At 46.0% G+C, this 14639-nt stretch carries 11 protein-coding genes; 8 read left to right on the forward strand and 3 right to left on the reverse strand.

What is annotated here, in order from left to right; all coding sequences use genetic code 11:
* The first annotated feature begins 214 nt into the window (after positions 1 to 214).
* Positions 215 to 1243 carry a metal-dependent hydrolase gene (locus NL647_RS12445; protein ID WP_050924170.1) on the forward strand — a complete coding sequence of 343 codons (1029 nt, stop codon included), beginning with the start codon at positions 215 to 217 and terminating at the stop codon, positions 1241 to 1243.
* 213 nt (positions 1244 to 1456) lie between these two features.
* Here the strand turns inward: NL647_RS12445 and NL647_RS12450 are convergent, their stop codons facing one another.
* Complete coding sequence (locus NL647_RS12450; protein WP_009698199.1) at positions 1457 to 2236, reverse strand: tRNA isopentenyl-2-thiomethyl-A-37 hydroxylase MiaE; 780 nt, start codon at positions 2234 to 2236, stop codon at positions 1457 to 1459.
* A 126-nt stretch (positions 2237 to 2362) separates the two neighbouring features.
* A complete protein-coding gene (locus NL647_RS12455) occupies positions 2363 to 3127 on the reverse strand; it encodes a hypothetical protein (protein WP_005450816.1) in 765 nt (254 codons plus the stop codon).
* Between the two features lie 339 nt (positions 3128 to 3466).
* On the opposite strand from NL647_RS12455, the gene cysB reads away from it, so the two are divergent.
* Positions 3467 to 4441: an HTH-type transcriptional regulator CysB gene (gene cysB / locus NL647_RS12460; RefSeq protein ID WP_005450814.1), complete on the forward strand. Its 975-nt coding sequence runs from the start codon at positions 3467 to 3469 to the stop codon at positions 4439 to 4441.
* Positions 4442 to 4494: 53 nt separating this feature from the next.
* Positions 4495 to 5691 carry a methyltransferase gene (locus NL647_RS12465; RefSeq protein WP_009702434.1) on the forward strand — a complete coding sequence of 399 codons (1197 nt, stop codon included), beginning with the start codon at positions 4495 to 4497 and terminating at the stop codon, positions 5689 to 5691.
* A 93-nt stretch (positions 5692 to 5784) separates the two neighbouring features.
* Here NL647_RS12465 and ald read toward each other — a convergent pair whose 3' ends face one another.
* The gene (ald, locus tag NL647_RS12470; RefSeq protein ID WP_253650216.1) at positions 5785 to 6909 is read right to left on the reverse strand and encodes an alanine dehydrogenase; all 1125 of its coding nucleotides are present in this window, start codon (positions 6907 to 6909) and stop codon (positions 5785 to 5787) included.
* A 156-nt stretch (positions 6910 to 7065) separates the two neighbouring features.
* Between ald and lrp the strand changes: the two genes are divergently transcribed.
* From lrp to serS, 5 genes are all read left to right on the forward strand, one after another.
* Positions 7066 to 7560 (forward strand): leucine-responsive transcriptional regulator Lrp, encoded by a 495-nt coding sequence (gene lrp, locus NL647_RS12475; RefSeq protein WP_005437169.1) that lies wholly within the window; start codon positions 7066 to 7068, stop codon positions 7558 to 7560.
* Between the two features lie 152 nt (positions 7561 to 7712).
* Entirely contained in the window at positions 7713 to 10988 is a 3276-nt protein-coding gene (locus NL647_RS12480) for a DNA translocase FtsK 4TM domain-containing protein (RefSeq protein ID WP_253650217.1), read from the forward strand.
* 61 nt (positions 10989 to 11049) lie between these two features.
* Positions 11050 to 11676 carry an outer membrane lipoprotein chaperone LolA gene (gene lolA / locus NL647_RS12485; protein WP_253650218.1) on the forward strand — a complete coding sequence of 209 codons (627 nt, stop codon included), beginning with the start codon at positions 11050 to 11052 and terminating at the stop codon, positions 11674 to 11676.
* Positions 11677 to 13032 (forward strand): replication-associated recombination protein A, encoded by a 1356-nt coding sequence (locus NL647_RS12490; protein WP_274886129.1) that lies wholly within the window; start codon positions 11677 to 11679, stop codon positions 13030 to 13032. It abuts the gene before it with no gap.
* 92 nt (positions 13033 to 13124) lie between these two features.
* Positions 13125 to 14432 carry a serine--tRNA ligase gene (gene serS, locus NL647_RS12495; protein ID WP_005450806.1) on the forward strand — a complete coding sequence of 436 codons (1308 nt, stop codon included), beginning with the start codon at positions 13125 to 13127 and terminating at the stop codon, positions 14430 to 14432.
* The last annotated feature ends 207 nt before the right edge of the window (positions 14433 to 14639 follow it).

Consider the following 14639-nt stretch of genomic DNA (forward strand, 5'->3'; position numbering starts at 1 on the left):
ACTTGGAAAGAGCGGGCTATTACGCTACGTTGTTTTCCTTGAACTCGAATCAATGACAACGCTCTGAATCCTGCATCTTGAAGTCACTTGGGTATATTGTGTAAAAGTAAGTAAATAAGAGAGTGAAATAAGGCGAGTTGTTTGACTCCTATCGGAATGCGTTTTAGTTTGCGGCTTAATCAATCTTTGTCATGAATAGGTTTAGATAGCCAGTATGGACTCAATTACTCAAGCAGCATTAGGGGCAACGGTTGCAGGTGCAATAGCCGGCAAACGCTGCAATGCGAAAGTGTTATTAACGGGCGCAGCGCTCGGAACCTTGCCTGACCTAGATGTGATCCTTGATTATGGTGATGCAGTCCAAAATACGATTAAGCACCGTGGATTCTCTCACTCTTTACTTGTTTTACCTCCTTTCGCGTTGCTGATTTCTTGGCTGTACTGTCGATGGAAACCAGACACATTCTGGACGTTGTCTCGAGTATTTTTTCTGACTGTGAGTGTTTTGGTTACGCACACTTTATTGGATGCGATGACAACCTACGGCACCCAGTTAATATGGCCTTTTGAGGGCTATTTTGAGCTACGGAACGTCTTCATCATTGATCCGCTTTACACCTTACCTCTACTGGTCGCAATTGGTGTCGCTCTGTTTTCTAAATCGCGTGGTGGACAGTGGTGCCAAGCGGTTGTGCTGATCTCGACACTTTATCTGGGGTGGGGTTACGCTTCACAGCAGATCATTGCCTCCCGAGTGGAGCAAAACTTAATGACGCAGAGTCTACCAAATCAACAGGTGCTGATTACACCGACACCATTTAATACTCTGCTTTGGCGTGTGGTCGTGATGGATGATGGTAAATATTGGGAAGGTTTGGCATCAGTTTTCGACAATAGCGAACGCATTGATTTTGTCTCACATCCTCTAGGCAGTTGGCCACTAGAGGACAAACCGGATACGTTAAAAGGGCTTCAGGCGTTTTCACACAACTACCTTAACTACCGTGTAGAGAATGATGCATTGATTGTGACTGATTTACGATTAGGTATGTCTAACAATCTTTCCTTTGAGTTTGTTTTCGCCGAGAAGAGCCAAAGCGGGGAATGGCAGTTGTTGGAATCGACACAACGTTACCCAAGTGAGCGAAGCTTAGATCTGTTAGGGCAGCTGTGGGAAAGGCTGAAAGGCGATCAAACCATTGATGCGAATTTACAACGTATGGAGCTGAACGCACGTTCTTAGTTGGCGAGTAAAAGAGCTCCCCAACTCGCTCGTCCCTCACTGTGAGGATGACGACGTTAGAATTGCTAACGCAACATAATGTCATTTCCAAAAGCGACGAAAGGGCGCAGTCGGGAATGTCTATGGAACACTGAGTTACAGCAAGTGCCGAACCAGATACAGAAAAGCCGGATGTGATGTCCGGCTTTTTGCTATTTACTTCAGGTTCGCAACTTAAGCTGCTAGTACAGGCACACCACTGTGAAACTTAAAATCGTCGTCTGGAGTTGAAATCAGCTCGGCTTCGATACGACCAAACTCTGCCACGCGCTCGCTAATATCTTTACCCGCGATTTGCTCTGCCAGAATCAAATAATCCTGATAATGACGCGCCTCTGAACGCAGCAGAGAAACATAAAACTTGGCAATATCTTCATCCATATGCGGAGCCAGTTTAGCGAAACGCTCACACGAACGCGCTTCGATGTAAGCACCGATGATGAGCTTATCAATCAAGGTTTCTGGTTCATGCGTTTTCATGTGCGAAATTAAGGTTTTTGCGTAGCGGCTTGCTGGAATGTTCTGGTACTCAATGCCACGGCTTTCCATGATTTCGAGCACTTGGTAGAAGTGGTGCAACTCTTCTTTGATCAGTAGAACCATCTTATCGATCAGATCCTGACTGTATGGTGAATCAGACTTAGCGATGATGGCTTTAGAAATATTGCTCTTACCTTTTAGTGTCTCTAATGACCCCGTTTTACGGTAAGCGAAATCTTCGTAGGGTTTAAACCAGTCGAGCAGGGCGTGTGAACTTGCTTTGTCTACGGCGTATTTACGGATCAAGAACATCGCAGACTGACCCGCTTTCAGCTCACACAGTAGATGGTCTAATAAAATGGTTTGAAGGTTTTCTGGCTTCTTTGCTTCCTCAACCCACTCATCTGGGGTGCTGCACTGCAAGAATTGGTTAATTGGAGCAAGAAGATCCTGATAGGCGTCGAGATTCATCATTTTAATTTTTAGTATTTTACATTCAAATTTGGGTTATCCAGCCTGTGTCATTTTCAGAGTAATGAGACACAAAAAAGGCTGCAAACGCAGCCTTTAATCGGATAGGGCGGAAAGCTTGTGGAGAGTTTACCACTTTTTCTTTTCACCGAAGAGCGCATCCATATCGCTGTCACGCTCTTTATCGGCAATTTGCTGCATTTCTGCGTCGTTCTTGTCCTGGCGTTTCTTATCAAGATCACCAAGCATTTCTTCAAGCTTTTGTTTTGCTTGAACTGAGTAAGCATCATTTTTTGTGCTCAGAGCATCAATACCTTTACGAAGCAATTGCAGAGCGGTACCAGGCTGACCACGAGCAATCGAATCGTTTGCACGCTTAATGACGTTTTCGATGTTAATACGAATCTGCATGGTTTCCAGACGCGCGTTTTCAGTCACATAAGTTTGTGTATCGAGCCGACCTTTGTTGTGCTCGTTACGAACGGTGTCACGCAGGCGTTTTACCAGTTTCAGCATCAAGATAGCTTGCTTGTCGCTGCTTGGCATTTTAAACGTCGTGCTTTCGCCGCTTTGATTGCTCTCATTCAGTTGGGCAATCTGCTGTTTCATGTTCTCGACGCGTTGAACAAGTTGTTTGTTCTTCGGATCGAGGTCACGCATGCTTTCAAGCGCATCAAGAATGCGATTATTAAGACATAACAGTAAGTCCTTGCTGAAAGGAATATGATGAGCGTGTCCAATCAGCTCTTCTGTACCGTCAATCAGTGCCACGTAGCGAGCAGACTCTTGTCTTTTCGCTGTCTCTACTTTGACCTTGTACTGCAACATGATGTTATAGCCAAGGATCAGTACCAGTAGGATGACTACCAAAGCGATTATTAAACCAGTATTCATATCTTTGCGTCTGCTTTTTTACTTTTGTATGGCTAGCGTTCAAGAATACATGAATCTTATCTTTCTCGGCACCCTATTTGTTTGATTATTTTGCCCCAAACACGTTTTCCGACGTAATTAAGCATGGAATGCGGTGAGCTGTAAGAAAAAGCGAATTTTTAAAATTCAACTCTATGCATATTTAATCAAGGAGTTCGATTCGCTATGAGTTTGAGCTATAAGTTAGAAATTACTGTTCATTTAGTTGCTAACACGTTATAACTAATCATTATATCTACTCGGGCGAGTAGACAAGATAAGTATGACGTTATTATCTCAATCAATGAGTAAGGGATTACGATGAAGCTGCAACAACTGAAGTACATTGTTGAGGTTGTGAACCATAATCTGAATGTTTCTGCGACGGCAGAGAGCCTATATACCTCTCAGCCTGGTATCAGTAAGCAAGTTCGTTTGCTGGAAGATGAATTGGGTATTCAGATCTTTGAACGAAGTGGTAAACACTTAACGCAGGTGACACCCGCTGGTGAAGAAATCGTGCGAATTTCTCAAGAGATTCTGGCGCGGGTTGAAAGCATTAAGGCGGTTGCTGGTGAACATACTCACCCTGAAATGGGTACGTTGAACATTTCTACCACTCACACCCAAGCACGTTACGCACTTCCTGACGTGATCAAAGGCTTTACGGCACGTTACCCGAAAGTGTCGTTGCACATGCACCAAGGTACGCCTTCGCAAATGTCTGAAGCGATTGCGAAAGGTACGGCCAATTTCGCGATTGCGACAGAAGCTCTTCACCTTTACCAAGATGCCATTATGCTGCCTTGTTACCACTGGAATCGTTCGATCGTGGTACCAAAAGAACATCCATTGGCGAAGAAAGACACGGTAACCATTCACGATTTAGCAGCTTACCCATTGGTGACTTACGTGTTCGGCTTTACTGGTCGCTCTGAACTGGATACGGCATTTAACCGCGAAGGTTTGACGCCGCGCGTTGTGTTCACTGCGACAGATGCTGACGTGATTAAAACTTACGTTCGTATGGGCATTGGAGTCGGTGTGATTGCAAGTATGGCGGTTGATGAAGACCAAGACAGCGATTTGGTTGCGATTGACGCAAGCCACTTGTTTGGTGCGAGTACGACAAGCATCGGTTTCCGTCGCGGTACCTTCCTACGTTCTTACATGTTCGACTTTATGGAGCGTTTTGCACCGCACTTGACTCGTCCGGTAGTTGAACAAGCGATTTCTCTGAAATCGAACTCGGAAATTGAAGAGATGTTTAAAGACATCGAGCTTCCGGTTAGATAACACTTCATTGATGTTTCGATTCCCTCTACAATGCGCTCGTTGTAGGGGGAGCTATGAAAACGCAATTTCAATTTATTAACGACTGCTTAATCGAAAACCAATCTTTGTGGCGATTCGAGCCATTTAAAAGCAGCGTTCACGTATCGTTACCTTGGCAAGAGCAACACCCTCAGTTGTGCCAATGGTTAGCGTCTCTTAGTCCCTCTCAAATCGAAGAATATAAAGCGGAACCAGAACTTGCGCTAAAAGCACTCAGTCCGTTTTTGCCTGAACTTGAACAACTCGCAGAACTTACTTTTTTAGAGCCACTAGATTTAAAGGGTTTGGAACTTGTCCGTGGTTTAGATAACGGCATCCCCGGTCGTAAGTTAGAGCAAATTAGCTCGATGGGCGAAGCGGCGATTCAGCAGCATCACGGTGAAGAATGGCTAGAGTGGTGTTCAGGTAAAGGGTATTTGGGACGAATCCTGACAACGCAAACCGATCAACCTGTTACTAGTTTCGAATACCAGCAAGCGCTGTGTGATTCGGGGCAACAAGCAGCGAATGAACACCATTGGAAGATGACGTTTATTCAAGGTGATGCGTTCGATAGCAAAGCGAGAGCGGTGTTTAAACCGACGCAACACGCGGTAGCACTTCATGCCTGTGGTGATCTCCATGTTCGCTTAATGCAGTACGGAAGCGAGAATGGGATTGCTGCGATGACAATCTCACCTTGTTGTTACCATCTGATTCAGTCTGAGCAGTATCAGCCGATGTCGACGCAGGGCAGGGTTTCTTCTCTCTCATTGTCTAAGCAAGAACTGCGTATTCCGTTACAACAAACAGTAACGGGCGGAGAACGTGTGCGACGTCATCGTCAGCAGGAAATGGTGTTTCGTCTTGGGTTTGATTTGATCACACGACAAGCGTTGGGCATGGAAGAGTACCAACCAGTTCCAAGTGTGCGTAAGTCGCAATTAAGTGAAGGATTTGAATCTTTGTGTCGCTGGGCTGCGGACCAGAAAGGTATCGATCTCTCTGACCAAATCGAATTCGAACATTTCGAAAAGTTAGGCGAGAAGCGCTTTTGGCAAATGGAGCGTTTGAGCTTGGTTCAGTTGATGTTTCAACGACCGTTGGAGATTTGGCTTGCTTTGGACAAAGCACTTTATCTTGAAGAACGTGGTTATCGTGTTAGATTGGCAGAGTTTTGCGCTAAATCAGTCACACCTCGAAACATTTTAATTTGCGCTTATAAGGTTTAGTTATTTTTTATAATTAAATGCTCTATGCAAAAAAGCCCACTTTAATGTGGGCTTTTGTAAACAAAACGTGACAATTTGTGCGTTATTTTGTCATTAGTTGAACATTGCGATAGCTTGCGCTGGTTCAACGTATTCTAGGTCAAAGCTCTCAGCAACTTCTTTGCAAGTCACTTTACCGTGGATAACGTTTAGACCTTCAAGGAAACCTTTGTCTTCAAGAAGCGCTTCACGGTAGCCTTTGTTTGCTAGCTTCACGATGTATGGAAGCGTTGCGTTGTTCAGCGCGAATGTTGAAGTACGAGCAACTGCACCAGGCATGTTTGCTACACAGTAGTGAACGACTTCGTCAACGATGTAAGTTGGGTCTGCGTGTGTTGTTGCGTGAGAAGTTTCGAAACAACCACCTTGGTCGATGGCTACGTCAACAACCGCCGCACCTGGCTTCATCTTAGCGATGTGCTCTTTTGTTACCAGTTTCGGTGCTGCTGCACCAGGGATTAGAACCGCGCCGATCACTAGGTCTGCTTCTAGAACATGCTTCTCGATAGCGTCTTCAGTAGAATAAACCACTTTAGCGCGACCTTGGAATTCTTCATCTAGTTTACGTAGAGTATCTACGTTACGGTCTAGGATAGTTACGTCTGCACGAAGACCAACAGCCATACGAGCTGCGTTCGCGCCAACTACACCGCCGCCAATGACAACAACTTTCGCAGGCTCAACACCAGGTACGCCACCTAGTAGTAGACCGCGACCGCCGTGCGATTTTTCCAACGTTTGCGCACCTGCTTGAATAGACATCCGACCTGCCACTTCTGACATTGGTGCTAACAGTGGCAAACGACCCATATTATCTGTTACAGTCTCATACGCTATACAGACAGCTTTGCTCTTGATTAGCTCTTCAGTTTGTGGAAAATCTGGTGCTAGGTGTAAATAAGTAAATAAAATCTGCCCTTCGCGGAGCATTGCTCTCTCGACAGCTTGGGGTTCTTTTACTTTTACAATCATATCTGCTTTCGCAAACACGTCTGTAGCAGTAGGAAGAATGGATGCGCCTACAGCGATGTAATCATCGTCTGAAAAACCAATGCCGGCACCTGCATTGGTCTCAACCAAAACTTGGTGACCATGTGAGATTAGCTCTCTCACGCTAGCTGGGATCATACCCACACGGTATTCGTGGTTCTTGATTTCCTTAGGTACGCCAATGATCATCCTGTGTCCTCTTTCTAAAATGGTTGTATTAACTGTTTGTAGGGTGTTATTGTCGAATTAATATCTAGTATAGATGTTGATTTGTAATATTTGGCACCAAATATTAAAAAGTTGTAGTATATTTTTTTGCAAGGAAGTAATAAGGTGGAATAAAAAATGGCAGACAACTATAAGAAGCCGTCCAAGGAACTAGACCGTATCGACCGCAACATTCTTAATGAACTGCAGAAAGACGGTCGTATTTCGAACGTTGAACTTTCAAAACGTGTAGGACTTTCTCCAACGCCGTGTTTGGAGCGTGTGCGTCGCTTAGAGCGTCAAGGTTACATCACAGGGTACACTGCGCTATTAAACCCGCAGTTCCTCGATGCATCACTATTGGTATTCGTAGAAATTACGTTGAACCGTGGTGCACCAGATGTGTTCGAACAGTTTAACGCAGCTGTTCAAAAACTAGACGACATCCAAGAGTGTCATCTTGTATCAGGTGATTTCGACTATCTTCTAAAGACCCGTGTATCTGATATGGGTGCTTACCGTCGACTACTAGGCGATACGTTACTACGTCTTCCTGGCGTAAATGACACTCGTACGTACGTCGTTATGGAAGAAGTGAAGCAAACTAACCAGCTTGTGATTAAAACTCGTTAAATTCTTGCAAAGAAAGCGGTAAATGCTTCCGCTTTCTCCATAGAGTAATTGGGTTTTTCTCTTTGATATGGTTAAATCAATTTACCGAGCGGCTTTGTGCCGCTCGGAATGTTTTGCTTATTCCTAATTCATTTCCATATTCAAGTTGATTTATGTTCAAAGAGAACGCAAAGAAAGTCGAAACCATTATCAAAACCAGTGAAGAGCCTCAGTCTTCACGTCTAAATGGCTTCCAACGCTTAAAAGAGTGCTGCTTTATCGTTGGCGTTCTTAGCTCGGTATTGTTGGCCGTTGCACTATTTACCTTTAGCCCGGCTGATCCGTCTTGGTCCCAAACTGCTTGGGGGGGAGAGATCAATAACGCTGGTGGCTTGTTCGGCGCTTGGTTAGCCGACACGCTATTCTTTACCTTTGGTTCCCTTGCGTACCCACTGCCATTCCTGTTGACAGCAGGAGCATGGGTGATTTGCCGCAAGCGTTCTGAAGACGACCCTATCGACCTTATGTTGTGGGGGACTCGTCTACTTGGGTTAGTTATCCTCATTCTTACCAGTTGTGGTCTTGCTGATATTAACTTTGACGACATTTGGTATTTCTCATCTGGTGGTGTCGTTGGTGACGTACTAACCAGTCTATCTTTACCTACACTGAATGTGTTGGGTACAACGCTTGTGCTTCTTTTCCTATGGGGAGCCGGCTTTACTCTGTTTACCGGTATTTCTTGGCTGAAGATTGTCGAATGGTTAGGTGACCGTGCGCTTGGCTTAGTTGCTGTTGTTACTAATAAAGCTCGTGGTACTGAGCAAGAAACGTTAGAGCCTCAATTAGACGAGTTCGCTGAGGACCGAGTCGTGAGTAAGCGCGGTCAAGATGATCTTGAAGATGAACCTCTGCCACACCTTACGGCTTATGATGTAGAAGAGCCGAAAGAAGAGGCGCCTGCACATGAATACCCGATCTACATGCCTCAATCTGCAGCGGAACAATCGAAACAGCAGTTTGCGACACAACCTATAGCGCAGCCAACGCCTCAACCAGCGGTTGTGAATGCAGCGCCACTACAATCTCAAGTTCAGCATCAGGCTCAAGAGCAAGCTCAATCTCAATCAGTTGAGCCTGTTCGAGCAGTGAACACAGACAACGTGGACCCGACGGTTGAGCGTACTAAGCAACTGAATGTCACCATTGAGGAGCTAGAAGCGGCAGCGCAACAAGCTGACGACTGGGCTGATGAAACGCCACAAGTTCAAGTATCACAAGCCCAAGAGCCAGTGGTCGCACCTATTGTGGCTCAGCCTGAAGCGCCACAGTCTGTTTCTCAAGAACCAACTCCACAGCAAGTTGATCATCAACAAGCGCTGCAAGAACCGTTTGTGGCACCTGAACCAGCGGTCTTTGAACAGGTCGAGAATGAGCCAAGCTATGATGAGTATGCTCAGTTTGAAGCAGATCAGGCTCAACAGACCCAAGTTGTTCAAGAACAAGCATTGGTTCACGCGCCAATCGAACAGCCAACTACAGAGCAACCTCTACATGAAGAGCCTGTAATTAACGCTGCAGCTTTGGATAACATTGCAAAACAAACAGAGCCAAGTCAGCACATCGAGCCAACGATTTCGAACTTTGATGTCTTGGATGAAGAAGATGATTACCAAGCGCAGCAACCTGTTCAGCAAGCTCAGCCTACACATGTTGAGCCGCAACAACCTGCTTCTCAGCCTGTACAACCGCAGGCCGTACAAGAACAACCTATGCAGCACCAAGCTGCGCCTCAGCCGGTAGCACCAGCGCCTCAAGATGTCGAGGTAGAAGAGGTTCAAGAAGGTGACCAAGACGTAGCGGCGTTCCAAAACTTGGTTTCGAGCGCTCAAGCGAAAGTGGCTGCTCAGCAAAACCCATTCTTGGTACAGCAAGAGCAAAACTTGCCAGTACCAGCAGAGCCATTGCCAACGCTAGAATTGCTTTACCACCCAGAGAAACGCGACAACTTTATCGACCGCGACGCTTTGGAGGAGGTGGCTCGTTTGGTTGAAACCAAACTTGCAGATTACAAGATTAAAGCTGATGTAGTCGGTATTTACCCAGGTCCTGTTATTACTCGATTCGAGCTTGATTTGGCTCCAGGCGTAAAAGTGAGCCGTATTTCAGGTTTGTCTATGGACTTGGCTCGTGCATTGTCGGCAATGGCAGTACGTGTTGTCGAAGTTATTCCTGGCAAACCGTATGTGGGTCTAGAGTTGCCTAATATGAGCCGCCAAACCGTGTTCCTGTCTGATGTAATCAACAGTCCTCAATTTGAACAAGCAACCTCGCCGACAACAGTCGTTCTTGGTCAAGATATTGCTGGTGAAGCGGTTATTGCTGATATTGCGAAGATGCCTCACGTGTTAGTTGCGGGTACGACTGGTTCTGGTAAGTCGGTGGGTGTGAACGTCATGATCTTGAGTATGCTGTATAAAGCATCGCCTGAAGATCTGCGTTTCATCATGATCGACCCGAAAATGTTGGAACTTTCAATCTACGAAGGTATCCCTCATCTTCTTTCTGAAGTTGTAACGGACATGAAAGACGCGTCTAACGCGCTACGTTGGTGTGTAGGCGAGATGGAACGTCGTTATAAACTGATGTCGGCATTGGGCGTCCGTAATGTCAAAGGCTTCAACGAGAAGTTGAAGATGGCAGCAGAAGCGGGTCATCCAATTCATGACCCATTCTGGCAAGAAGGCGACAGCATGGACACTGAGCCACCGTTGCTAGAGAAACTGCCTTATATCGTTGTGGTTGTCGACGAATTTGCCGACCTAATGATGGTGGTAGGTAAGAAGGTTGAAGAACTGATTGCTCGTTTGGCACAGAAAGCGCGTGCGGCTGGTATTCACTTGATCCTTGCGACGCAGCGCCCATCGGTTGACGTTATTACCGGTCTGATTAAAGCGAACATTCCAACGCGTGTGGCATTTACAGTATCTACTAAGACTGACTCGCGCACGATTCTTGACCAAGGCGGCGCAGAATCACTACTCGGTATGGGTGACATGCTTTACCTACCTCCGGGTTCAAGCCATACAATCCGTGTTCACGGTGCGTTTGCGTCGGATGATGATGTTCACGCTGTTGTGAACAACTGGAAAGCGCGTGGTAAGCCAAATTACATCGACGAAATCATCAGTGGTGACCAAGGTCCAGAAAGTCTGCTTCCGGGTGAACAGATGGAATCGGATGAAGAAGTGGACCCATTGTTCGATCAAGTCGTAGAGCATGTGGTTCAATCTCGTCGTGGGTCGGTTTCTGGCGTACAACGTCGATTCAAGATTGGTTACAACCGAGCGGCTCGAATTGTTGAGCAGCTTGAAGCGCAAGGCATCGTAAGTGCTCCGGGTCATAACGGTAACCGTGAAGTACTGGCTCCTGCGCCACCAAAAGATTAATGAACTTGTGTTACTCACCTCAGTCCAACTGAGGTGAGTGGTTCTAACAATAGGTATCTGAATGAAAAAACTATTTTCAGCGAAACTTTTCTCTGCGCTTGTTTTAAGCTTTTCTCTCTTCTCTACTGCACATGCCGCGTCTCCTAAAGATGAATTAAACAAACGCCTGTCTATGAATGATGGCTTCAGTGCGGATTTCTCACAGCAAGTAATCAGCCCAGAAGGTGAAACAGTCATGGAAGGGAAAGGTACGGTTGAAATTGCTCGTCCAAGCCTGTTCCGCTGGAGCACGACATTCCCTGACGAAAACTTGCTGGTCTCTGATGGTAAAACACTGTGGTACTACAGCCCATTCATTGAACAAGTCAGCATCTACTGGCAAGAGCAAGCAACAGAGCAAACGCCATTTGTTTTGCTAACGCGTAATCGCGCAAGTGATTGGGATAACTACAAGATTTCTCAAAAAGGTGACGAGTTCACCCTCATTCCTACCGCAGTAGACTCCACACAAGGTCAATTCCAGATTAATATTGATGCAAAAGGTGTGGTGAAAGGCTTTAACGTAGTTGAGCAAGATGGTCAGAAGGGGCTGTTCAGCTTTAGCAACGTGAAGCTTGGCAAACCAAAAGCAGACAGATTCACCTTCACAATCCCAGATGGCGTGGAAGTGGATGATCAAAGGAATTAATTGGTAGTGAGCAATTACACATTAGATTTCTCGGGGGACGAAGATTTTCGTCCCCTTGCTGCTCGTATGAGACCGGAAACGATCGAACAATACATCGGACAGCAGCACATTTTAGGTCCTGGTAAGCCTTTACGTCGCGCGTTAGAGGCGGGTCATATTCACTCGATGATCTTGTGGGGACCACCAGGCACTGGCAAAACGACATTAGCGGAAGTGGCTGCAAACTATGCCAACGCAGAAGTAGAGCGTGTGTCTGCGGTGACGTCTGGTGTGAAAGAAATCCGTGCTGCAATCGAGAAAGCGCGTGAGAATAAAATGGCGGGTCGCCGTACCATCTTGTTTGTGGATGAGGTGCACCGCTTCAATAAATCTCAACAGGACGCGTTTTTACCTCATATTGAAGATGGAACCGTTACTTTTATCGGCGCGACCACAGAAAATCCATCGTTTGAGCTAAACAACGCATTGCTGTCACGTGCGCGTGTGTACAAGCTGACTTCTTTAGATAAAGAAGAAATTTCATTAGCGTTGAACCAAGCCATTAGTGATAAAGAGCGTGGGTTAGGGAATATACCAGCACATTTCGCCGATAACGTATTAGATCGCTTAGCAGAACTGGTAAACGGTGATGCTCGCATGTCCCTCAACTACCTTGAGCTGCTCTATGATATGGCTGAGGATAATGCGCAGGGCGAAAAAGAGATCACTCTGAAGTTACTTGCGGAAGTAGCAGGAGAAAAGGTCTCTCGCTTTGATAACAAAGGCGATATTTGGTACGACTTAATCTCTGCGGTCCACAAATCCATTCGTGGCTCAAACCCTGATGCTGCGCTCTATTGGGCTGCGCGTATGATGGCTGCGGGTTGTGACCCTTTGTACATCGCACGCCGCCTGCTGGCTATTGCCTCTGAAGACGTAGGCAACGCAGATCCTCGCGCAATGCAAGTAGCCTTATCTGCTTGGGACTGTTTTACCCGTGTTGGTCCGGCAGAAGGTGAACGTGCGATTGCACAGGCGATCGTTTACTTAGCGTGCGCACCAAAAAGTAATGCCGTCTATGTGGCGTGGAAGCAAGCGCTCACAGATGCTCATAACTTGCCTGAATATGAAGTGCCGCATCACCTTCGAAATGCGCCAACGAGTTTGATGAAAGACATGGGTTACGGTGCAGAATATCGTTATGCTCACGATGAGCCAGGAGCCTATGCCGCAGGTGAACAATATTTGCCGCCTGAGATGGGTGATCGTAAGTACTATCAGCCGACAAATCGTGGTCTAGAGACCAAAATCGGCGAAAAGTTAGATTACTTGGCTACTTTAGACGCAAATAGCCCACAAAAGCGCTATGAAAAGTAGGCGTTTTTGGATACATTTATTGCGTAAATTTTTTTAACGCGTACGCCTTGGAAAGTGCGCGTGATTTCACAACAAAAAGCATAGGATTAACAATGCTGGATTCTAAATTACTTCGTACAGAGCTGGATGAAACAGCTGCTAAACTGGCGCGTCGTGGCTTTAAGCTAGACGTAGAGACTATTCGTAAACTTGAAGAACAACGTAAGTCCATTCAAGTAGAAGTTGAAAATTTACAATCCACGCGTAACTCCATCTCCAAACAAATCGGCCAAAAAATGGCGGCTGGTGACAAAGAAGGCGCAGAAGAGATCAAGAAACAAATCGGTACTCTAGGTAGCGATCTTGATGCCAAGAAAGTTGAACTTGAGCAAGTAATGGCTCAACTAGACGAATTCACGCTTTCTGTGCCAAATATCCCAGCAGATGAAGTGCCAGATGGCAAAGATGAGAACGATAACGTAGAAATCTCTCGTTGGGGTGAGCCAAAATCTTACGACTTCGAACTGAAAGATCACGTTGACCTAGGCGAAATGGGTGACGGTCTAGACTTCGCAAGTGCAGTTAAGATCACTGGCGCACGTTTCATCGTGATGAAAGGTCAATTTGCTCGTCTACACCGTGCAATCGCTCAGTTCATGCTGGATCTTCACACAGAAGAACACGGCTACACTGAAATGTACGTACCTTACCTAGTAAACTCTGACAGCCTATTCGGTACCGGTCAGCTTCCTAAGTTTGGTAAAGATCTTTTCCACACTGAGCCGCTAGTAGAAAAAGTAAACGACGAAGAGCCACGTAAACTGTCTCTAATCCCTACTGCAGAAGTGCCAGTAACGAACCTAGTTCGTGACACGATTTCTGACGAAGCGGATCTACCACTTAAGATGACGGCTCACACACCATGTTTCCGTTCTGAAGCTGGTTCTTACGGTCGTGATACTCGTGGTCTGATTCGTATGCACCAGTTCGACAAAGTTGAGCTAGTACAAATCACTAAACCAGAAGATTCAATGAACGCGCTAGAAGAGCTAACAGGTCATGCTGAGAAAGTTCTACAGCTTCTTGAACTTCCTTACCGTAAAGTGGTTCTGTGTACAGGTGACATGGGCTTCGGCGCTCGTAAAACTTACGACCTAGAAGTGTGGGTTCCTGCTCAAGAAACTTACCGTGAAATCTCTTCATGTTCTAACATGTGGGACTTCCAAGCTCGTCGTATGCAAGCGCGTTTCCGTCGTAAAGGCGAGAAGAAACCTGAGCTTGTACACACGCTAAATGGTTCTGGTCTAGCGGTTGGTCGTACCATGGTTGCTATCCTAGAAAACAACCAAGAAGCAGACGGTCGCATTGCAATTCCAACAGTACTTCAGAAGTACATGGCAGGCGCAACGCACATCGGTTAATTCATTAACCACTAGAACATCAAAACCCAGCCTTAGTGCTGGGTTTTTTGTTATCTGCGCCGAGTGAAAATACTCGGCTTTGTAACTCATACCATTAAGAATGTAGGGTCCGCCCAGAATCTAGCATTGCGAGATAAATGATATTTTTCTAAGCGATTTCCAACGTGACAAGCTAACGAGTTTTCACCCATTGATATTAAATGTTAT

Source organism: Vibrio sp. Y29_XK_CS5 (assembly GCF_024181835.1).
GTDB classification, from domain to species: domain Bacteria; phylum Pseudomonadota; class Gammaproteobacteria; order Enterobacterales; family Vibrionaceae; genus Vibrio; species Vibrio harveyi.

Coding starts and splice junctions, on each gene's coding strand:
- NL647_RS12445 (WP_050924170.1), top strand. CDS start 215: ATGGACTCAATTACTCAAGCAGCATTAGGGGCAACGGTTGCAGGTGCA.
- NL647_RS12450 (WP_009698199.1), bottom strand. CDS start 2,236: ATGATGAATCTCGACGCCTATCAGGATCTTCTTGCTCCAATTAACCAA.
- NL647_RS12455 (WP_005450816.1), bottom strand. CDS start 3,127: ATGAATACTGGTTTAATAATCGCTTTGGTAGTCATCCTACTGGTACTG.
- cysB (WP_005450814.1), top strand. CDS start 3,467: ATGAAGCTGCAACAACTGAAGTACATTGTTGAGGTTGTGAACCATAAT.
- NL647_RS12465 (WP_009702434.1), top strand. CDS start 4,495: ATGAAAACGCAATTTCAATTTATTAACGACTGCTTAATCGAAAACCAA.
- ald (WP_253650216.1), bottom strand. CDS start 6,909: ATGATCATTGGCGTACCTAAGGAAATCAAGAACCACGAATACCGTGTG.
- lrp (WP_005437169.1), top strand. CDS start 7,066: ATGGCAGACAACTATAAGAAGCCGTCCAAGGAACTAGACCGTATCGAC.
- NL647_RS12480 (WP_253650217.1), top strand. CDS start 7,713: ATGTTCAAAGAGAACGCAAAGAAAGTCGAAACCATTATCAAAACCAGT.
- lolA (WP_253650218.1), top strand. CDS start 11,050: ATGAAAAAACTATTTTCAGCGAAACTTTTCTCTGCGCTTGTTTTAAGC.
- serS (WP_005450806.1), top strand. CDS start 13,125: ATGCTGGATTCTAAATTACTTCGTACAGAGCTGGATGAAACAGCTGCT.